Source organism: Alicyclobacillus fructus, assembly GCF_017329605.1.
GTDB lineage: Bacteria > Bacillota > Bacilli > Alicyclobacillales > Alicyclobacillaceae > Alicyclobacillus > Alicyclobacillus fructus.
The window spans coordinates 55,662-75,099 of record NZ_JAFMTY010000017.1; the positions used below are offsets into that span (position 1 = coordinate 55,662).

At 64.4% G+C, this 19,438-nt stretch carries 14 protein-coding genes and 1 riboswitch; of the genes, 6 read left to right on the forward strand and 8 right to left on the reverse strand.

Going from position 1 to position 19,438, the window contains the following annotated elements:
- Nucleotides 1-2: 2 nt before the first annotated feature.
- Together J3481_RS09825 and pruA are read right to left on the reverse strand one after the other, a co-directional pair.
- Entirely contained in the window at nt 3-1,214 is a 1,212-nt protein-coding gene (locus J3481_RS09825; protein WP_206831863.1) for an ornithine--oxo-acid transaminase, read from the reverse strand.
- A gap of 44 nt (nt 1,215-1,258) precedes the next feature.
- Nucleotides 1,259-2,809: an L-glutamate gamma-semialdehyde dehydrogenase gene (gene pruA / locus J3481_RS09830; protein WP_206831864.1), complete on the reverse strand. Its 1,551-nt coding sequence runs from the start codon at nt 2,807-2,809 to the stop codon at nt 1,259-1,261.
- 262 nt (nt 2,810-3,071) lie between these two features.
- Between pruA and J3481_RS09835 the strand changes: the two genes are divergently transcribed.
- From J3481_RS09835 to rpoN, 3 genes are all read left to right on the forward strand, one after another.
- Complete coding sequence (locus tag J3481_RS09835; RefSeq protein WP_206831865.1) at nt 3,072-4,532, forward strand: sigma-54 interaction domain-containing protein; 1,461 nt, start codon at nt 3,072-3,074, stop codon at nt 4,530-4,532.
- A gap of 263 nt (nt 4,533-4,795) precedes the next feature.
- Entirely contained in the window at nt 4,796-6,184 is a 1,389-nt protein-coding gene (locus tag J3481_RS09840) for an amino acid permease (RefSeq protein ID WP_206831866.1), read from the forward strand.
- Complete coding sequence (rpoN, locus tag J3481_RS09845) at nt 6,184-7,497, forward strand: RNA polymerase factor sigma-54 (protein WP_206831874.1); 1,314 nt, start codon at nt 6,184-6,186, stop codon at nt 7,495-7,497. The genes J3481_RS09840 and rpoN overlap by 1 nt, the downstream gene beginning before the upstream one ends.
- Here the strand turns inward: rpoN and J3481_RS09850 are convergent.
- The 3 genes from J3481_RS09850 to J3481_RS09860 are packed head-to-tail and all read right to left on the reverse strand — an operon-like array spanning nt 7,446 to nt 11,400.
- On the reverse strand, nt 7,446-9,278 hold the full coding sequence (locus tag J3481_RS09850; RefSeq protein WP_236011509.1) for an ABC transporter ATP-binding protein: 1,833 nt from the start codon (nt 9,276-9,278) through the stop codon (nt 7,446-7,448). The two genes, rpoN and J3481_RS09850, sit on opposite strands and share 52 nt — an antisense overlap.
- The gene (locus tag J3481_RS09855) at nt 9,275-11,032 is read right to left on the reverse strand and encodes an ABC transporter ATP-binding protein (protein WP_206831867.1); all 1,758 of its coding nucleotides are present in this window, start codon (nt 11,030-11,032) and stop codon (nt 9,275-9,277) included. Before J3481_RS09855 ends, J3481_RS09850 begins: the two co-directional genes overlap by 4 nt.
- Nucleotides 11,029-11,400 carry a hypothetical protein gene (locus J3481_RS09860; RefSeq protein WP_206831877.1) on the reverse strand — a complete coding sequence of 124 codons (372 nt, stop codon included), beginning with the start codon at nt 11,398-11,400 and terminating at the stop codon, nt 11,029-11,031. Before J3481_RS09860 ends, J3481_RS09855 begins: the two co-directional genes overlap by 4 nt.
- A gap of 278 nt (nt 11,401-11,678) precedes the next feature.
- A riboswitch (cyclic di-GMP riboswitch) is annotated at nt 11,679-11,763 on the reverse strand.
- A 261-nt stretch (nt 11,764-12,024) separates the two neighbouring features.
- On the opposite strand from J3481_RS09860, the gene J3481_RS09865 reads away from it, so the two are divergent.
- The 3 genes from J3481_RS09865 to J3481_RS09875 are packed head-to-tail and all read left to right on the forward strand — an operon-like array spanning nt 12,025 to nt 17,464.
- Complete coding sequence (locus tag J3481_RS09865; RefSeq protein ID WP_236011510.1) at nt 12,025-13,635, forward strand: DUF4855 domain-containing protein; 1,611 nt, start codon at nt 12,025-12,027, stop codon at nt 13,633-13,635.
- The gene (locus tag J3481_RS09870; RefSeq protein ID WP_206831868.1) at nt 13,622-15,043 is read left to right on the forward strand and encodes a hypothetical protein; all 1,422 of its coding nucleotides are present in this window, start codon (nt 13,622-13,624) and stop codon (nt 15,041-15,043) included. The genes J3481_RS09865 and J3481_RS09870 overlap by 14 nt, the downstream gene beginning before the upstream one ends.
- A 27-nt stretch (nt 15,044-15,070) precedes the next feature.
- The gene (locus J3481_RS09875) at nt 15,071-17,464 is read left to right on the forward strand and encodes a peptidoglycan-binding protein (RefSeq protein WP_236011511.1); all 2,394 of its coding nucleotides are present in this window, start codon (nt 15,071-15,073) and stop codon (nt 17,462-17,464) included.
- Between the two features lie 80 nt (nt 17,465-17,544).
- Here J3481_RS09875 and J3481_RS09880 read toward each other — a convergent pair whose 3' ends face one another.
- The 3 genes from J3481_RS09880 to J3481_RS09890 all read right to left on the reverse strand — a co-directional run.
- Nucleotides 17,545-18,441 carry an SDR family oxidoreductase gene (locus J3481_RS09880; protein ID WP_206831870.1) on the reverse strand — a complete coding sequence of 299 codons (897 nt, stop codon included), beginning with the start codon at nt 18,439-18,441 and terminating at the stop codon, nt 17,545-17,547.
- 24 nt (nt 18,442-18,465) lie between these two features.
- A complete protein-coding gene (locus J3481_RS09885) occupies nt 18,466-18,996 on the reverse strand; it encodes a helix-turn-helix transcriptional regulator (protein WP_206831871.1) in 531 nt (176 codons plus the stop codon).
- A gap of 221 nt (nt 18,997-19,217) precedes the next feature.
- A partial coding sequence (locus tag J3481_RS09890; protein WP_206831872.1) for a transposase occupies nt 19,218-19,438 on the reverse strand: 221 nt, incomplete at its 5' end.

Genomic DNA, 19,438 nt, shown 5'->3' on the forward strand with positions numbered 1-19,438 from the left:
TTCTAGCGAGCGCCTTCCGCGAAGACGCTCCGGATCTTGTCGAACGCCCACGCGAGCTCGTCTTCCGTGATGACGAGCGGGGGCGCGAAGCGAATGGTGTTCTCGTGCGTTTCCTTGCACAGAAGCCCGAGATCTTTCAGGCGCTCGCAGTACGGCCGCGCCTTCTCGTGGAGCTCCATGCCGATGAAGAGGCCTCTGCCGCGCACTTCCTTGATGGCCGGGTGCTTGAGTTCGCGCAGCCAGCCGATGAACTTCTCCCCGAGTTCGCGCGAACGCTCCGGCAGCTTCTCCTCGACAATGACGTCGAGCGCCGCGATGGCCACCGCCGCCCCGAGCGGGTTGCCGCCAAACGTCGAGCCGTGCGATCCGGGCTCGAACACGCCGAGAATGTCCCGGTTGGCCGCCACGGCGGACACGGGGAACACGCCGCCGCCGAGCGCCTTGCCGAGGATGTAGACGTCGGGCACGACGCCCTCCCAGTCGCAGGCGAACATCTGTCCCGTGCGGCCGAGTCCCGTCTGAATCTCGTCGGCCACAAACAGCACGCCGCGATCGCGGCACAACGCGTACGCCTCGCGCAGGTAGCCTTCCGGCGGCACGATGATGCCCGCCTCACCCTGGATGGGCTCGACGAGGAACGCCGCGGTGTTCTCCGTAATGGCCTGCCTCAGCGCCTCGATGTCCCCGTACGGAATGATGCGGAAGCCGGGCGTGAGCGGGCCGAAGCCGCGCCGGTACTCCGGATCGCTCGAAAACGAGATGATGGTGGTGGTGCGGCCGTGGAAGTTGTGCTCGGCCACGATGATCTCGGCCTGGTCGTTCGGCACGCCCTTCACGTCGTACGCGTAGCGCCTGACCGCCTTGATGGCCGTCTCCACCGCTTCGGCGCCCGTGTTCATCGGCAGCACCATGTCCTTATGGGTGAGCTTCGCGATCCGCTCGTACATCTGACCGAGCTTGTCGTTGTAAAACGCGCGCGACGTCAGCGTGATGGCGTCCGCCTGCTCCTTCAGCGCCTGGATGATGCGCGGGTGGCGGTGCCCCTGGTTGAGCGCCGAGTAGGCGCTCAGCATGTCGAGGTACCGGTTGCCCTCCGCGTCCCACACCCAGACGCCCTCGCCCTTCACGAGCACGACGGGCAGGGGGTGGTAGTTCTTGGCGCCATACTGTTCCTCAAGCTGAAGCGCCTCGCGGCTCGTCACCTGTGTCGTCATGGGATTCACCTCAACAGGCGGGCGATCTCGCCCGCCAAATTCCGTCACAACAGTTCCGACACGCTCTTCATCTGCGTGAAGAGGAGCAGGTAGTCCGGGCCGCCTGCCTTCGAATCCGTGCCGGACATGTTGAAGCCGCCGAACGGATGCACGCCGACGATGGCCCCTGTGCACTTGCGGTTGAAGTACAGGTTGCCGACGTGGAAGTGGTGGCGCGCATACGCCAGGTGCTCGCGGTTCGTCGACAGCACCGATCCGGTGAGGCCGAACTCCGTACTGTTGGCCACGTCGATGGCCTCCTCGAACGATCCCACCTTCGTGAACGCGACCACCGGGCCGAAGATCTCCTCCTGCATGATTCGCGCGTCCGGCTTCACATCCGCAAACACCGTCGGGTGGACGAAGAAGCCCGTCTCGTTCGACGCCGTGCCGCCCGCGACCAGACGGCCCTCGCCGCGGCCAATCTCGATGTAGGTCGTGATCTTTTCAAACGCCTTCTGGTCGATCACCGGCCCCGTGCCCACGCTCGCATCGCGCACGTCGCCCACCTTGAACGCCTTCGCGAGCACCGCGACGCGATCGACGAGCTGGTCGTAGAGCGATTCGTGCGCGATGACTCGCGAGCACGCCGAGCACTTCTGGCCGGAGAAGCCGAAGGCCGATTGAACGATAATCTTCGCGGCGCTTTCCACGTCGTAGCCCTCGTCCACGACGATGGCATCCTTGCCGCCCATCTCGGCGATGAACCGCTTGATCCAGCGCTGACCGGGGATGCGCTTCGCGGCGAGTTCGTTGAGGTGCAGGCCCACCTGCTTGGAACCCGTGAAGGAGATGAAGCGCACGTCCTTGTGGCCCACCATGAAGTCGCCCATTTCGGCCGGATCGCCTGGGACGAAGTTGACCACGCCTGCCGGCATGCCCGCCTCCTCGAGCGCTTCCATCAGCTTGTAGGCGATGACGGGCGTCTGGATGGCGGGCTTCAACAGCACCGTGTTGCCCGCGACGACGGCCGAAACGGTCATGCCCGTCACGATGGCGAGCGGGAAGTTCCAGGGCGGAATGATGGCTCCCACGCCGAGCGGGATGTACTCGATGTGGTTGTCCTCGCCAGAGATGGGCGTGAGGAGGTCGTCCGCGCGGCGAGCGAGATCGATCATCTGGCGCCCGTAGTACTCCAGAAAGTCGATGGCCTCAGCCGTGTCCGCGTCGGCCTCCGCGCGGCTCTTGCCGGCCTCGAGCAGCATCCAGGCCGAGAACTCGTGCTTTCTCCGTCGGATGATGGCCGCCGTCTTGAACAGCAGCGCGGCGCGCTCCAGGACGGGCATGTGCGACCACGTCCGATACGCCTCCCAGGCGGCTTCAAGCGCCTGCTCGATCTCGGCCTTTCCGGCCATGGCGACGCGGCCGATGACCTCCGTCTTCCTGGACGGATTGATGGACTCGATGTAGCGCCCGGTGTCGATGCGCTTGCCGCCGATGACAAGTGGATACGTGCGGCCGAGCTCTTGCTCCACCTTGGCGAGCGCGGCGGCGAACGCCTCCTGATTTGCAGGGTTGTTGAAGTCTGTCAAAGGTTCTGGGCGATACGGAATCATTGAATGGCCTCCTTCGAGAGGTGTGATGCGTAGGGCTAGTTGCCGCGCAGGCTCTACGAGTACGATCGAAGCAAACTTTGTGCCAAATGGCCAGTGCCCGCCGCACGCGCGGCGGGACCGTTCGCGCTCGCAGCCGATTCGCCTCTTGCGCTTTTCGGCGTTGGACTGCAAACTAGGCTTGCATGCCGAACACGCGAGACGCGCTGATGCTGATTGTATATTGATGCAGGCGCGGCTGGAACATGCGGAGAGGAGGCGAGGGATGCGCCCGCAGGACGTGGATTCGCGCCGGTTGTTGCTCGAGGCGGCACTCGATGCCCTGGACGAGGGCGTGCACGTGGTCGACGCCGAGGGGGTCACGGTGTTTTACAACCGGAAGATGGCGGATATCGAGGCCATGTCCCGGCAGGACGTGATGGGCCGAAGGATCGACGACGTGTTTTCGTTTCCGGATGCCGCGGGCAGCACGCTGCTCGACGCTGTGCGGCGCGGCGCGCGGCGGGATGACGTGCGTCAGACCTACTTCAATCGGCGCGGACAGGCCATCACGACGGTGAATCGGACGTTTCCCGTTTACGCGGACGGGCGGATCGTGGGGGCGGTCGAGATCGCCCGGGACGTGACGAGCGTCGAGCAACTGCGGAGCACGGCCTTCGGGCAGGCGGGCGTGCGCTACACGTTCGCGTCCATCATCGCGGAGAGCCCCGCGATGCGCGAGGTGCTGGAGCAGGCGCGGCGGGCGGCGCGGACGGATTCGTCCGTGCTCATCGTGGGCGAGACGGGCACGGGCAAGGAGCTTCTGGCGCAGGGCCTTCACGCGGCGAGCCCGCGGCGGGACGGGCCGTTCGTATCGCAGAACCTCGCCGCGATTCCGGACACGCTCGTCGAGGGCATCCTGTTCGGCACGGCGCGCGGCGCGTTCACGGGCGCGGTGGATCGGCCGGGACTCATCGAGCAGGCGAACGGGGGCACGCTCCTCCTCGACGAGCTGAACGCCATGCCGGCGCCGCTGCAGGCCAAGCTGCTCCGCGTCCTTCAGGAGCGCGTGGTGCGCCGGGTGGGCGATTTGAAGGATCGCCCCGTGGACGTGCGCATCCTCGCCACGATGAACGAAGACCCGGGCCGTGCCATCCGCGAGGGCCGGCTGCGGGCTGACCTGTTCTATCGCCTGAGCGTGGTGACGCTGACCGTACCTCCGTTGCGATCCCGCCCCGAAGACATCCCGCCGCTCGTGGCGCACTTCATCGCCCGCCTGAACCGCGCCTTCGGGCTGCGCGTGGACGGCTGCGAACCGAGGCTGATGGAGGCGTTCATAGCGTACGACTGGCCCGGCAACGTGCGCGAGCTCGAGCACGTGATCGAGGGCGCGATGAACCTGATGGAGGACGAGCAGACGATTGGCTTTCAGCACCTTCCTGGACACGTGCGGCGCAGACTGGAACAGGCGCTCGCGGACGAGGGGCGCGTGGAAGCCAGTGCGAGGGGAGCGGGCGCCGAGGTGCCGGACGACGCGCCGCGCCGCCAAGCGCCGACTGGGCGGCCGGAAGCGGGCCCGACGTTTCGCCATCTCATCCGCGACTACGCTCGCTCGCTCTTGCAGGACGCGCTTCGGGAGACGCGCGGCAACGTGTCCGAGGCAGCTCGGAGGCTCGGCATGTCCAGGCAGAACCTCCAGTACTGGCTCCGGGAGGTGGGTGTGGATCCAGCGGCATACCGCCGCTGATGCATGAGCATGCAGGAAGGGGTCGGCGATTTGCGATGAAACAAGCGCTTGTTCGGGGTGCAAACCCTATGGGCACTGCCCAGAGCGGTTGCAGGCCCGCCAGTGGTTCGACGAGCTCATCTCGCCGCCGGATGCGGGCGCGAGGGAATGAGGGCGGGATCGCGCGCTTGGCATGAGATTTGCTAAACTACGAGAGGTCAAACGAGCCGCGGCCGCACGTGTAAGCGTTGTCGCGAGCAAGACGAGGAGAGACGACGTCGCGCATGAAGCAATTGGACAACATTTTGGAGAAAGAGTCGAAATTGCGCCGCGGGATGCAGGCGCGCCACATGTTCATGATTTCCATCGGCGGGGTGATTGGCACCGGGCTGTTTCTCAGTTCGGGGTACACGGTGAATCAGGCTGGGCCGGGCGGCGCCGTGCTCGCGTATGTGCTCGGCGGCGTCATCGTGGCCATCGTCATGATGTGCCTCGGCGAGTTGGCCACGGCCATGCCGGTGGCGGGATCGTTCAAGACCTACGCGCAGGAGTTCATCAGCCCGTCGATTGGCTTTCTCAGCGCCTGGCTGTACTGGTTGAACGGCGCCTTTACCATCGGCGGCGAGTGGATTGCCGCGGACATCATCATCCATCAATACTTGCCGCACGTGCCGGACGTGGTCTGGTACGCCATCTTCGCGGCCATCTATTTGGCGCTGAACCTCACGCGCGTCGGCGTGTACGGAGAGAGCGAGTTCTGGTTTGCGAGCATCAAGGTCATTGGCATCATCGCCGCGTGTATCGCGGGCGTGCTGGCGCTGTTCGGCTTGACGGGGCATCCGGCAATTGGGCTTCGCAACTACACCGGGCAGGGCGGGTTGTTCCCGCACGGACTGGGCGCGGTGTTTCTCGCGCTCGTGCCCGTGAGCTTCGCGTACAGCGGCACGGAGCTCATCGGCATCGCGGCCGGGGAGAGCAAGGACCCGTCGAAGTCCGTGCCGCGCGCCGTGCGGACGACGAGCGTTCGCATCCTTCTGTTCTACGTCATCTCGATGATCGTCTTGGTCGGCATCATCCCGTGGCAGAAGGCCGGCGTGAACGACAGCCCGTTTGCGACCATCTTCCAGGTCGCCGGCATCCCCTACGCGCACCTGATCATGGACCTCATCGTGATCACGTCCGCGCTGTCGGCCGGATCGTCCTGGACCTACGCGTCGTCGCGGCTGCTCTGGTCCATGGCCCTGGACGGCATGGCGCCGAGGTTTCTGACGCATCTCTCGAAGCAGAAGGTGCCGGTGTGGTCGGTGGTCGTCACGCTGTTCATCGGCACGCTGTCCTTGTGGTTGTATGACGTGTCGCCGAATACGCTGTACTTGTGGATCGTCTCCGGCATCGGGCTGATTGCGGTGCTGTCGTGGGCCATCATCTGCGCCTCGCAGATCGGATTCCGCCGCAAGTACGTGCGCGAGGGCGGCGACTTGTCGAAGCTCGCGTACCGGACGCCCGGGTATCCGGTGGTGCCGATTCTCGGCGTCGTTTTGAACCTCGCCATCGCCGTCAGCCTTCTCTTCATTCCCGGCCAGCGCGTGGCCATCTACGCCGGTGTCCCCATCATCGTGCTCGTGCTTCTGGGTTACTATCTCTTGTACAAGCCGAGGATGGCGAAGTCGTGATGCAGTCGTTGGGACTCGAACTCTCCCTGAGGCAGGAGCTTCGGCTGACCGCCGAGATGCGGTTGTCCCTCCGCGTGCTGGCGATGCCTTCGGCCGATCTCGCCGCCGAGCTGGAGCGATTCGCGGAGGAGGAGCCGTGGTTTCGATTCGAGCGGCCGCGGCTTCGCTCCGTGGCGCGCGCCGAGGATGTGGATCCCTTGGCGCGCGTGGCGAGCGTGGTGCCGCTTGAACAACGGCTGAAAGAGGAGCTTCGCCTCATGGGGCTTTGCGATCCCGTCCTTCGCGTCGCGCTGTACCTGGCGGACGATCTGGACGAGCGCGGCTACCTCGCCGAACCGCTCGACGTGATCGCCCGCCGCTTGGGCGCGCCGCCGGACGTCGCGCGGGAAGCGCTGGTCGCGCTTCAGTCCTGCGATCCGCCGGGCATCGGCGCGGAAGACCTTGCGTCGTGCCTCTTGCTGCAGCTGCGCGACGAACGGGAGCCCATGAAGTCGATCGCGGCTGCCATCATCCAACACCACCTGCCGGATGTGGCGGAAGGCCGCCTGGACGCGATTGCGGCGAGCCTCTCGGTCTCGCTGGAACAGATTGAAGAGGCCGTGCGCCGCATCAAGCGCCTGACGCCCGCACCGGCGGCTGCTGCGGCGGCCGATCCCGTGAGGCCGCTCATCCCGGACGTCGTCGTCCGCCAGACGGAAGGCGAATGGACGGTCGAAGTGACCGACTGGGCCGCTCCGCGCCTGGAATTGCGTTCCGAGTATCGCCACCTGTTGCAGGCGGGAGGGGAAGAGGCGCGCCAGTTCCTGTCTGCGCGGCTGAAACGCGCGGCCTGGCTCACTCGCGCCATCGAGCGCAGGCGTCTCACGCTGCAGCTCGTGGCCGAAGCGCTGGTGAGGCGCCAGCGGACCTACCTCGAGCGCGGGCCCTTGGGCATCCGGCCCCTGCGCCTGGCCGACATCGCCGAGGAGGTCGGCGTGCACGAATCGACCGTCAGCCGCGCCGTCAAGGGGAAAATTCTGGCCTCGCCGCAGGGCCTCGTGGCGATGGAGCGCCTGTTCTCGGTGGAGGTGGCGCCAGGATGGTCGCAGGAGGCGGCGAAGGCCCGCCTGGCCGAGATCGTCCGGGGGGAGGACAAGGCGAGGCCCCTGTCGGATCAGGCCATTGCGAATCTTCTGGCCTCCGAGGGGTGCCGGCTCTCGCGGCGCGTCATCGCCAAGTACCGCGAGGACCTCGCCATCCCGAACTCCTTCTTGCGCAGGCGCTACGCGCCCGGATTCGCCTCTCCCCACTGCAGGCGGCACAGTTCGAAGTAGCGGCCCTGCCGGCGCAGCAGTTCCTCGTGGGTCCCTTCTTCGGCGATCCGGCCGGCGTCCATCACGTAGATGCGATCCGCCTTGCGCACCGTCGACAGCCTGTGCGCGATGACGAAGCTCGTGCGGCCTTCCATCAGGCGCCCCAAGGCTTCCTGCACCCGCATCTCCGTCCGGGTGTCGACGCTCGAGGTGGCTTCGTCCAGGACGAGTATCGCCGGATCGGCCAAAATGGTCCGCGCAATGGCGATGAGCTGGCGCTCGCCGTGGCTCAGGTTGGAGCCGTTCGGCTCCAGGCGCGTGTCGTAGCCCTGCGGCAGGCGGCGGATCACGTCGTCGACCCCCGCTCGCTTTGCGGCCTGTTCCACCTCCGCGTCCGTCGCCTCGGGTCGGCCAAAGCGGATGTTGTCCCGCACCGTTCCCGTGAACAACTGCGCGTCCTGCAACACCATGCCGATCTGGCGCCGCAGGCTTCGGCGCGTGAAGCGGCGAATGTCGGCGCCGTCGATCAAAATCTGCCCCTCGTCGGGATCGTAGAACCGCGTCAACAGGTTGACGAGCGTCGTCTTGCCGGATCCCGTGTGCCCCACAATGGCAATCATCTGGCCGGGCAGCGCGGTGAGCGACACTTCGTGAAGCACCCGCTCGCCGTTTGGGTAGCTGAATGACACTTTTCGAAATTCCACCCTCCCCTTGGGCTGTGCGAGCGCTTCAGCGCCGGCTTCGTCCCGTTCTTCTGGCTCGTCCAACACCTCCGAGACGCGTTCGACCCCCGCGAACGCCGCCTGCAGCAAATTGTACTGGTTCGCAATCTGATTGACCGGCTGGCTGAACTGGTTGGCATAGCTGAGAAAGCTGGCGATCACGCCCACCGTGATCAGGTGGTGCGAGGCGAACATACCGCCCGCGAGCGCGATGGCCATGTACGACAAGTTGCGCAACGTGTTCATGGTCGGCCCCATCGATCCGGCCACACTCTGGGCTCGCACGCCGGTCTTGCGGAGCGACTCGTTCAGCGCTTCAAATTCTCCGATCACGCGCGCCTCCTGGTGGAAGAGCTGGACGATCTCCTGTCCCGAGACCCTTTCTTCCACGAATCCGTTGACGCGGCCGAGATCGCGCTGCAAGGCCCGGAAGTGGCGGCGCGTCCACCGCCCCAAGGCTCGCGCGCACAGGGCGGTGGCGGGCACAACGGTCAAGGTGACGAAGGCCATGCGGGGGCTTTGCCAAAACATGATGGCCACGCAGCCGATGATCGCCATGGCGCTCGACAGGAACTGGGCCAAGGTCTGGTTCAGGCCATTCGACACGTTGGCGAGATCGTTCGTGCTGCGGCTCATGAGGTCGCCGTGGGCTCTGCTGTCGAAAAAGCGAATCGGCAACACGAGCAATTTGGCAAACAGGTCGCGCCGCATCGCGCGCACGCTCTCTTGGGACATGTCGGCGGCCAGCCACAGTTGGACGAACGTGGCCAGCACGTTGGCCAAGTACGCGGCGCCGAGCAGCGCGCACAAGCGAAGCAAGGAATTCGGACTGGCGGCGCGCACCGCGACGTCCACGGCGCGGCCGATCAGATAGGGTGCGATGAGCGACAGCGCCGTGGAGGCGGCCGTCGCAGCGAGGGTGATCGAAAGCTTGAGCCGATGGTCACCCAGATACCTCCACAAGCGCGTCCAGGCGCCCTTTGGATTCGCGGCGCGCACGCCGGGCACGTGATGCATGGGCGCGCCCGGCCCCGGCCCCGAGAAGGCGTGATGGGGCCCCTGTCGCTGGGGTTGGTTCATCGCAGCGTCGCCTCCTTGTGTCCCATGCCGGCTTGAGACGCCCAGATCTCGCGGTATAACGCGGACGAGACCCACAATTCCTCGTGGGTTCCAATCGCCTCCAATTTACCGGCATCCATCACGGCAATGCGATCACAGCGGCGAACCGTCGCCACGCGGCTCGAGACCATGACCACCGTCAGATCCCAGTCCACCGCTCGCAGCGCGGCAAACAAGGCGGCTTCTGTCGCGGCATCGAGCGCGCTCGTCGCGTCGTCCAGGATGAGAACCCGCGGGCGGATGGCGAGGGCGCGAGCGATGGCGATGCGCTGCCGTTGCCCTCCCGAAAGGCTCACGCCCCGCTGTGCGACCCGCGTCTCGAACCCATCCGGCAGGCGTTCGATGAATTCCAGCGCCTGGGCCATGTTCGTGCACGCCACGAGTTCGTCGTCGGTCAGCTGGGGTCTTCCGAACGCGATGTTCTCACGAATGGTGCCCGAGAACAGCGTCGGCCGCTGCGGGACGATGGCCACGCGGCCTCGCAGGGAACCCAGGCGGAGTTCGCGCAAATCCACACCATTCCAGGTGATCACGCCCTCCTGCGGATCGTACAGCCTCGGCAACAATTGAATGAGCGAGGTCTTGCCCGATCCGGTGGGCCCGATGATCCCGAGCGATTCTCCCGCTCGGATGTCGAGCGAGACCTCTTTGAGCGTTGGATGGAAAGCCCCCGGGTACGCCATGGTGACACCGCTCAAGCGAATGTGAGGATGCGGGCTCGCGTCTTTCGCGACGGCTGGTTCGCGAATAGAAGGCTCTTTCTGAAGAACTTCTTCAATGCGGACGGCGGAGGCCATGGCCTGCGAAGCCGACACGAGCATGGAACTGACCCACAGGAGCGAGGACAGCGCTTGCGTCGCGTAGTTGATGCCCGCCACCAGCCCGCCGACGGTCAACCGATGATGCCAGACGCGATGTCCCCCGAACCAGAGAATCGCCACGATGGCCGAGTCCAGCAGGAGGTTGAGCACCGGCGTGTTGGTCACCATGACGCGCATCGCACGGATGGAAGCGCGAGTGTAGGCATCGTTGGCGGCGGAGAAGCGGCGTAGGGCTTCTTCCTCTCGGGCAAAGGCCCGCACCACCCGCATGGCCACGAGATGTTCCTGCATTTCGCTGTTGACGAGATCGAGCGCCTGCTGGGCGGCGAGAAACCTGGAATACGCCAGGCGCATGGTGAATGCGAGCACGACCGCGAGCAGGACGGCGGAGCCGACGAGCACGACGCCGACGAGGTGATCCAGCCATACGGCCATGATCATGCTGCCGATGGCCAATCCGGGCCCGCGAACAAGGCCCTGTTGCAGCTGTTGCACGAGCGTCTGCACCTGGGTCACGTCGTCCGTGAGGCGGGTGGCGAGCGATCCCACGGAGAACTGGTGGATGCCGTCCCGCGACAGCCACATCACCCGGCGAAACAGGGCGGCCCGCACGTCGGCGCCCATGTTCTGCGAGACCCGGATTGCAAACACGTTGCACAGCACGCCAGCGACGAAGCCGATGAGCGCCGCCGCGGTCATCACGAGCGCGATGCGGAGAATGGTCTTCGGCTCGCCCGCCAGGACGCCGCGGTTCACCAGCCGGGAGACGAGCGCGGGCTGGGACAGATCCATCGCGATCTCGACGCCCATCATGAGGGGCGCAAGCAGGGCGGCAAGCCGGTACGGCTTGAGAAATGCCATCCACACCCGCAGGGATGGTCGAGTGGTGCTCACGCGCCATCCCCCTCAGACGGCGTGTCGCCTGTGGGGTGGTCCGCGCCCCGGGAGGGCGCGTCCGGGACATCCGCGCGAGACTCGCTTTCGCCCGCAGCGGGCCAAAGGTCGAACATCGCGATGAATTCGTCCCGAATGCTTTCCACAGCTTTGAGTTCGCCCGTCAGGACGGGCCGGATGTCCGCGAATTCGGGTTGCTCGAGTTGCCGGAGCAGCGTCGATCGCCGCACGTCGAGGAACTCGAGAAACTGAAGGGCCCGCCCGCGGCGGAAGGTCTGCGGTCCCCCGTGATGAAACGCGCCGGGGTGACCATGGCGGCCGCGGTGGCCCGGGTGGCCGTCGCGAGGATGGCCATGCGGAATACGCATGCGATCACGACCTTTCGTATGCAAAAGTATACGTTTGTCATCGATCGTACGCATCACCCGTGGGATTGTCAAGTGCGTCAAGTGCGCACAGGTCAAGTGCATACAAGAAAGCGGCCGGGATGAGTATACTCATCCCGGCCGCTTGTGCGCCGGCTATCGCCCCGTGGTTTGTGATGCGCGAAGACCTTCGCCGCGCCTTTCTTCTCCCCTGTACCCCCATACGGGCCACAACAGGCGACGCGCTGCGCTTGAGAAATAGCAAAGGCCACCCACGGCGATGCGCGGGTGGCCGGTTGCACAACTCGCTCCCTCAGGCCTTATGTGCCCACGTGACGACCTGAGATCTTCGCGTCCACCAGACGAACGATATCAGTTTGTCTCCGATTATAGGGGACGCGAGTCAAGGCGTCAACGGGTGGACGTCCAACTCAGCGGCCGAGTTGATGCGCGCCCAAGTGCCACTTGCGACGGCCGCAAGTCGCTTTGGGCAGCTCGCCTCTTCGCGAATTGTGAAAGGTTTCCGAGATGCCCTTAGAAAAATGGGTTGACCATCGAACGGTATCCATGTCGCTGGTTGTGGAAGTCGCTCGATACCATGAATACCAGAGGGAAGGTGTATCTCCATTGCATTTCTCACTCCGCGGTGCGCTCGCATGGTGCGCAAGCGCGGCGGTTTTTCTCGCGGCTTCCGGGCAGGTCCCGTTGCACGCCCAGGTGACGTCTGCGGGCGCTCCGCAGGATCTCACCTCGGCCGGACAGGTGTCGGTGGCCATTGACGGCGTGCCGGATCCCGTCTTTGAAGCCGAGGAAGCGAAATACCCCGGCGATGTCACGTCTTTCAGCGGGTGGCGCGGCTTCAGCCATCAGGGCAAGCGGGTCATCACCCTGACGCTGCCTCGGGCCGCGGACATTGTGTCCGTCTCTGTGCGAGCGCTGCAGGACTTTCCTCTCGGCATCTATTTCCCGCGCTACGTCGAGTTTCAGTTTGAGTCGAACGGAAAGTGGTACAGCGCGGGGCGCGAGGCATCCGCCTATCCGCTCAGCACGCGCAACGTGATGGCGCAGACGTTCTCGTGGTCGTCCAGCCAAGGCGTCGAGGCGTCCGCCGTGCGCATTCTGGTTCCTGTCGATGTGTGGGTGTTTTTGGACGGTTTTGACGTCAAGGGCTCGTTCCAGGCCAAAGGCGCTTCGGCGGCGGCTCTGACCCCGGTGGCGGCCAATCCAGACAAGCCCGTGGGGCCGCTGTTGCCCTCCGCGCCGAACGCGTACGGCATTCGCAACATGTTGCTCGTGGAAACGGGCGCCAACGGCGCACTGGGCACCTGGAGCGAGCAGGACTTCGTCCCCATGTTGGCGTACGTCGCCGAGAGTGGTCAGATCACGGCGCCTTTATTCGACACGATGCTCTTTCTTCCCTATGGTTCCGTGCCCACCACCCAAGCGGGCTTGAGCGCGTACCTTCAAGATCTGTTCGCGCCTGGAAAGCAATTGTCCGCGCTGAACCAGGCCGTGGGCTACGTCAACCAGGCCCTGCACAGACCGGGTTACAAGGAGCAGGTGGTGCTCTCGCTGCCGTACTTTCCATACGGTCAGGTGACGTTTGGAACCGTGAACGGACAGAATATCACGTTCGCGGGCTCCGCCAGCGATCCCGACGCCGTCGCGGCCCGCGAACAAGCGGAAACCTGGTATCTCAACCAGGTGCTGAACGATTGGAACCAGGCGCACTTCTCCAATCTGAAGCTTGTCGGTCTCTACTGGAACGAGGAACAATTCCGCGCAACCATGCCGGGAGAGTCGGCTTACGTCCAGTTCGCGTCGCAGCTCGCGGCGTCGCACGGCCTGCCGCTCTTCTGGATTCCGTTTTACGGCGCGTCCGGGATTCCGGACTGGAAAACGCTTGGGTTTTCCGCTGCCTGGATCCAACCGAATTACGTGGAACAGGGTGCGGCCGCCAACCTCGCCCGAATGCGCAATGCGGCACAGACCGCGGCACAGTACGGCTTAGGCGTTGAGGTGGAGTTGGTCGGCATCAGCCAGGCGGATCAGGCCCTCTACGACAGTTCCTTGGCGCAACTGTCCGCCTACGGCTTTGGCACGAATCAGGCCTCGCACGCCTACTACGACGGGTCCAAGCTGCTCCTGACATCCGCGCGATCGACCGGACAGGCCCGCGTCGCCTACGACACGACAGCGAGTTTCATTGCGGGGGTGGCCATCCATGGAGGTTCGTAAGATCTCGCTCGCGGCCGCGGCGCTCGCGGCAGCGCTCAGCGCGCCGTGCGCTGTCCTTGCTCAGGCCCGCTCCTCAGGTTCTCATCCGGCCTTCTCGTCGCTTCGCGTCTCGGTGGGCGACACCTCGCTCGGCGGTATTCCGACCGTGATCGAAGGCGGCCAGACGGACGTCGCGGTCTGGAACCTAATGCAGGTCTTGAATCAACTGGGCTTCTCCGCATCTTGGTCCAACGGGGTCTTGACCATCGCAGGGCCGGTTTCGGTGCCTGTGAACACGACTCCGGGACCTCAGGTGAAGGGCGGCGCCCAGGTGGTTCTCGACGGCACGCCGATTGAGCGCATTCCAAGCGCTGTGGCCACCCCGCCGGGCGCGAGCAGTCCCGAGGCGTTCATTCCTATCGCAAATGCCGTCGATCTGTTTGCACGGCTGGGCATCGCCGCGACGTTGAATGGCAACAGCCTGATCCTCGACACGTCGGCCTTGCCCGCGCCGCTCCCGGGTGACGAGATCGCCGTGTGGAATGTGGTTTCCGCACTTGCGACCGATCTCGACCTGTCCCCGGCGCCTTCAGGCGCGAGTCCTTACGCCGATCTCAGCGCGCGATCACCGGCTTGGGGCATCATGCAGGCCGCGATTCGCGCGGGGTGGTATCAGCCGCCGTCTTCCTCGATGTCCGGCGCGTTTCAGCCCATCACCTGGGCGGAAGCGGCGCAACTTTTGTGGAACGCGCTCGGCATCTCAGAGCAGGACGCCGCGTATCAGCCGGGCGGATCGCCCACGGCATGGGCCAGCGCCATCGGCCTGGTTCCAGATAACTGGAATCCATCTTCCGACATGACAGCGCAGGAATTGGGCGTCTTGGCGTCGAATTTGCACGATTGTCTGCAGGGTTATGTCGAAACGAGTCCCACGGCTTGGCGGATCTGGTATCCGCCTGCTGATGAATACGAAGCTACGCTCCAGGCAGGGAGCGGGCAGACGCTCTTCGCGTCCGCCTCAGACGCCCAGGCGGCCATTCTGGCCACATACCAGTTTTTCAACCAGCTTCAGGTGGTTCGGCGCAACAGCCAGTGGCTGCTTGTGATTCCGTCCGTTCCTCAGGGATTCGGGTTTGCCAATGTCACGTCGCCAGGCGGAGTCAAGTACCAGCTGGGCAACGGGAAAACATGGATCAGCGCGCCGTCTTTGGATACTCGGGACGTGCGGGCGTCTGCTTCCGAACCGATTGCGATTCAAATCCCGCCGGGCGGGATCGTCATCACCTGGAATCAAATGATGCCGGCACTGGGGGGGACGGTGGCGCTCGGCGCCCTGGATGTCCAGGCCGGATCGTCCGGGCTCGCGGTGGAACGGGTCAACGTCCTTACGCCCAATTTGCCTTCACCCATCACGTCGGTCAGCGGTTGAGTGTGCAGCCATTCGAGAATGGAGGTCATGGTTGTGAAGTCGCATCGCCTGCTCGCGGTCATGGCGCTGCCAGCCACCCTGTTGTTGTCGTCTCCGGCTTTGGCTTGGGCGCAGACCCCGAGCTCGCAGAGCGCCTCGGTGTCCTCGACGAGCGTTCCTGTGGTCGCGTTGACGCTCTCGGACGTTCAGTCGTATCCCATGTTGAGCTACGGTGCCACCGGATTCTATGTGGAAGTTTTGCAGAACGCGTTGAACGCGCTGGGCTACGATGTGGGACAGGCCTCCGGTGTGTTTGACAGCGCAACGCAGAAAGAAGTGAAGGCGTTCCAACAGGCAGAGGGACTGCAGACCGACGGCGTGGTCGGCCCGCTCACGTGGGGTGCCCTGGCCAAGGCGTTGGCTGACTACCGCCAGGTGATGACCGTGCTTGCGCGGGGCAGTTCGCTCGTGCAACACGTGGAAGCGAAGCGCATCGTGTGGAACGGGCAACTCATTTCGAAGCCCGTAGGTTTCACCTACGGCGGCACAGCCTACATGCCCATTTGGTACGTGATGGAGGCGCTTCGCAAGGCCGGGATCCAGAGCGCGTGGGCCGGCGGCGTCTGGACGCTCACGCCGCCGAGCGGCCAAGCGGTCGATTACACCAAGATCAGCTACGGACCCGGAAGCGCCGCGATTGCCATCGGCCAGACGGTGGTGGCGAACGTGCCCGCCGTCGTGTATCCCGATCCGGCCTCCGGCAAGCTGACGACCTTCATGCCCGTGTGGTACGTCATGAACGCGCTCCAGCGGATGGGGATCGCCTCCACGTGGCAGGGCACAGAGTGGGACCTGAAGCCGGCACCCGTCGTGATCGAGACGGGCGATCCGTCCTCGAACTCCACCGGTTCGAGCACAGGCAACAGCACGGGGGCCAACAGCACCGGCAATGGCACGGGCGCGGTGCCGGGGGGCAACACGGTGACGAATGTCACGAACGCGACCGGGCCTTCGACGGGCAACGGCACGAACGTGACGGGCAACACCACCAACGCGACCGGGGGCAACTCTTCCACCGGCAACTCGCTAGGGAATAGCACGTCCAACGCGACGGGCAACTCCACCTCCAATGGCACGGGGAACAGCACCGGCAATTCCACGGGGAACTCGACGGGCGGATCGAACACGCTGTCGTTCACCAACGTCGATCTGCGCTATCCGGCGCCGTCGAGCATCAACGCGCAGAGCATCAACCAATTCCTGCTTCAGAACAGCTCTCCGTTGAACGGGCTCGGCAATTCGTTCATGGATGCGCAGAACCTGTACAGCGTGGACGCGAACTACCTGGTCTCGCACGCGATCCTCGAGAGCGCGTGGGGGCAGAGCCAAATCGCCCTCCAGAAGAACAATCTGTTCGGCTACGGCGCGTACGACTCCAATCCGGGGCAGGACGCCGGTGTGTTTCCGAGCGACGATTACGCGATTCGCTTCGAGGCGTGGACGGTGCGGATGAACTATCTCACGCCGGGCGCGAGTCTGTACGTCTCCCCGACGCTCAGCGGCATGAATGTGAACTACGCGACGGCCAAGACGTGGGCGAGCGGCATCGCGGCCGTCATGAAGCAGTTCGCCACTTCGGTCGGATCGAGCGTGAGCGCGTACGTGCAGTATTCCCCGTCGAACAATCCGCCGGCGCCCAAGTCGACGACCGAGCCGGTGTACTACATGAACGGTGCGCAGGGCGTCACCCAGCCGGACAGCTATTATCCGAACAACGGCGTGCCGTATTACGCCAGCGTCGCGCAAGGTGAAGATCAGCAGTTCTTCGGGCAGCTGTCGGTCGGCAGCTTCGGGGAGCCGGTCACGGAGGTTCAACAATTCCTGAATAAGACCATCAACGCCGGGCTCACGGTGGACGGGCAGTTCGGTCCGCTGACGCAGGCGGCGGTCAAGAAGTTCCAGTCGCAGGTCATGCACATGTCGAACCCGACCGGAGTTTGGACCTTCAGCATGTGGGTCCAGTACATCCAGCCTTCTCAGTCGAATGCGAACCTCATTCCGGCGGGAACGACGGTGAAAATCGACGAGATCGCCGAGGGCATGGCGGGGCCGTACGTGGTGCCGTGGTATCACGTCGTCGGCTACGGCTGGGTGGACTCCCAATATATCAAGTTGACGAACGTGTACCGGGTCGTGGTGCAAAATCCGGCCGGTACGGCCACCACCATCCCCGTGTATCAGGTCGGCGATCTGTCCAAAGTCTTGCTGAATCTGCACAGCGGCGACTGGGTCGTGGCGAGTTCGTCCCAGCCCTCGGGGGGCGTGTACACCATCCAGATTGCCGCGCAGGATCCCACCGTCTCGAACGGATATGCGGCGGACACGCTGCTGACGGGCGTCATCCCCGCAAACGGCACCGTGTCGCTCGTCCCGCAAAGCTGAATACGCAAACCAGGCGCCGCCCTGTACGGGGGCGCCCTTCTTCATTTGCGTTGCCCGCCTGTTGACGATCTCGGCCTCTGTCACCCGTTGACGATCTCGCCGCCGTTCACGTGCAACACTTGCCCCGTCATGTACGAGGAATCCGCCGAGGCGAGGAACACGTACGCAGGCGCGAGTTCCGCCGGCTGGCCCGCGCGCCCCATGGGCGTATCGGCGCCAAATTGGGCCACCTCGTTCGCCGCAAAGCTCGCCGGAATCAGCGGCGTCCACACCGGTCCAGGGGCGACGGCGTTGACGCGAATGCCCTGCTTCGCCAAGGAAAGCGCGAGCGATCGCGTCAAGGACACGATGGCGCCCTTGGTCGCCGCGTAGTCGATCAGCGTCTCGTGACCGCGGTAGGCCGTGATCGACGCGGTGTTGATGATGCAGGCCCCGGGTTGCATATGGGGCAGCACCGCCTGAATCATGTAGAAGTAGCCGAAGACGTTCGTCGCGAACGTCTGGTGCAACTGCTCCGGCGTGATGTCGAGGACGCTCGTCTGTGGGTGCTGGCGCGCGGCGTTGTTGACGAGGATGTCCACTTTCCCGAATTGCTGGATGGCCTGCTGCACGACGCGATCGCACTCTTCCTTCCTGGACACGTCGAACGCCAGGTGCGCGGCGCGCCGGCCATACCGCCCGACATGCTGCACGGTCTCCTCGGCGTCCGCCTGTTCTTCCCGGTAGGCGATCACGACATCCGCGCCTTCCTTTGCGAACGCAATGGCGACGGCTCGTCCGATCCCGCTGTCGCCGCCCGTGATGAGCGCCACCTTGTTTTCCAGCTTGCGCGCACCCTGATACGCGGGGTTGTCGAAGAACGGGCGCGGGTTCATCTGCGACTCGACGCCTGGCTGGTGCGCCTGATGCTGCGGCGGAAAGGACGTGGGATACGACGGCGACTGTCCGGTCTCTGGAGGTGCCGTGATGGTGGGCATTCGTCATTCTCCCTTCGAATGGCATCACTCCTTAACCTGACTGCTCCTCGCTTCTCCTATGCATTGCTGCCGAAAGGTGCGCGGCGTAACGCCCACTGCGTGTCGAAATCGCCGAGCAAAGTGGCTCTGGTCGGTGAACTGGAGCATTGTCGCAATTTCCCCGATTGAAAGCTTGCTGTGAAGCAACAGGTCCTTGGCCACTTCGATGCGAAGGCCAAAGAGCGCCTGGCTCACGGTCTTTCCCACTTCGGACTTAAATCGCGCGGCTAGATAATGGGGATGCACACCGATGTGCTCGGCCACGTCCGCAATCCTCAGCGGCTTCGTCAAATGCTGGCGCATGTAGGCATAGGCTTCTCGCACGTGGCGGGAGTACCCGGCGAGTCGAGCGTTGCGGGCAGCTTGGGCGAACGACGCCAGTGCTCGGTCAAGGGTCGATTCGATCTCAACGATTCCTTGAGCGTCTTCCAATGCTTGTATCCATACGTCACTCATTCCATAGGCCGTTTCCACATCGACTCCGGCTTCGACTGCGGCGCGCGTAGCCAGGGTCACCGCACAAATTCCAAGGTTTTTTCGATTGCGCGCTTCGCGGGTGTGTCAAGAGAACTGTGTAAACTCCATGTAAGCAATTCTCGGACCTCGTCATCCGCCTCGGCCCAGGTCACTTTGTGAGGCTGTCAAGGTACGTTTCCCAGCCTTGACAGCCGGCGCGAGGCGGCCATCCTGGTGAGACGTGGCAGGCCACACACCGTGGGGCATGCCACCTAACGTCATCACGGGAGGTAAGGCGTCACTCGATCCCCGAAGTAAATGACCAGCTGTCCAAGGATCGTGCCCCAGTTGGCCACCCGCATCGTCCACTTCCGCGTCACCTCCATCGTCGCCAGATACAGCATCTTCAGCAGCGACTCATCGTTGGGGAACATGCTTTTGCCCTTTGTGGCCTTGCGTAATTGCCTGTGATAGCCCTCGATGAGATTTGTGGTATACATGA

Coding starts and splice junctions, on each gene's coding strand:
- J3481_RS09825 (WP_206831863.1), bottom strand. CDS start 1,214: ATGACGACACAGGTGACGAGCCGCGAGGCGCTTCAGCTTGAGGAACAG.
- pruA (WP_206831864.1), bottom strand. CDS start 2,809: ATGATTCCGTATCGCCCAGAACCTTTGACAGACTTCAACAACCCTGCA.
- J3481_RS09835 (WP_206831865.1), top strand. CDS start 3,072: ATGCGCCCGCAGGACGTGGATTCGCGCCGGTTGTTGCTCGAGGCGGCA.
- J3481_RS09840 (WP_206831866.1), top strand. CDS start 4,796: ATGAAGCAATTGGACAACATTTTGGAGAAAGAGTCGAAATTGCGCCGC.
- rpoN (WP_206831874.1), top strand. CDS start 6,184: ATGCAGTCGTTGGGACTCGAACTCTCCCTGAGGCAGGAGCTTCGGCTG.
- J3481_RS09850 (WP_236011509.1), bottom strand. CDS start 9,278: ATGAACCAACCCCAGCGACAGGGGCCCCATCACGCCTTCTCGGGGCCG.
- J3481_RS09860 (WP_206831877.1), bottom strand. CDS start 11,400: ATGCGTATTCCGCATGGCCATCCTCGCGACGGCCACCCGGGCCACCGC.
- J3481_RS09870 (WP_206831868.1), top strand. CDS start 13,622: ATGGAGGTTCGTAAGATCTCGCTCGCGGCCGCGGCGCTCGCGGCAGCG.
- J3481_RS09875 (WP_236011511.1), top strand. CDS start 15,071: ATGGTTGTGAAGTCGCATCGCCTGCTCGCGGTCATGGCGCTGCCAGCC.
- J3481_RS09880 (WP_206831870.1), bottom strand. CDS start 18,441: ATGCCCACCATCACGGCACCTCCAGAGACCGGACAGTCGCCGTCGTAT.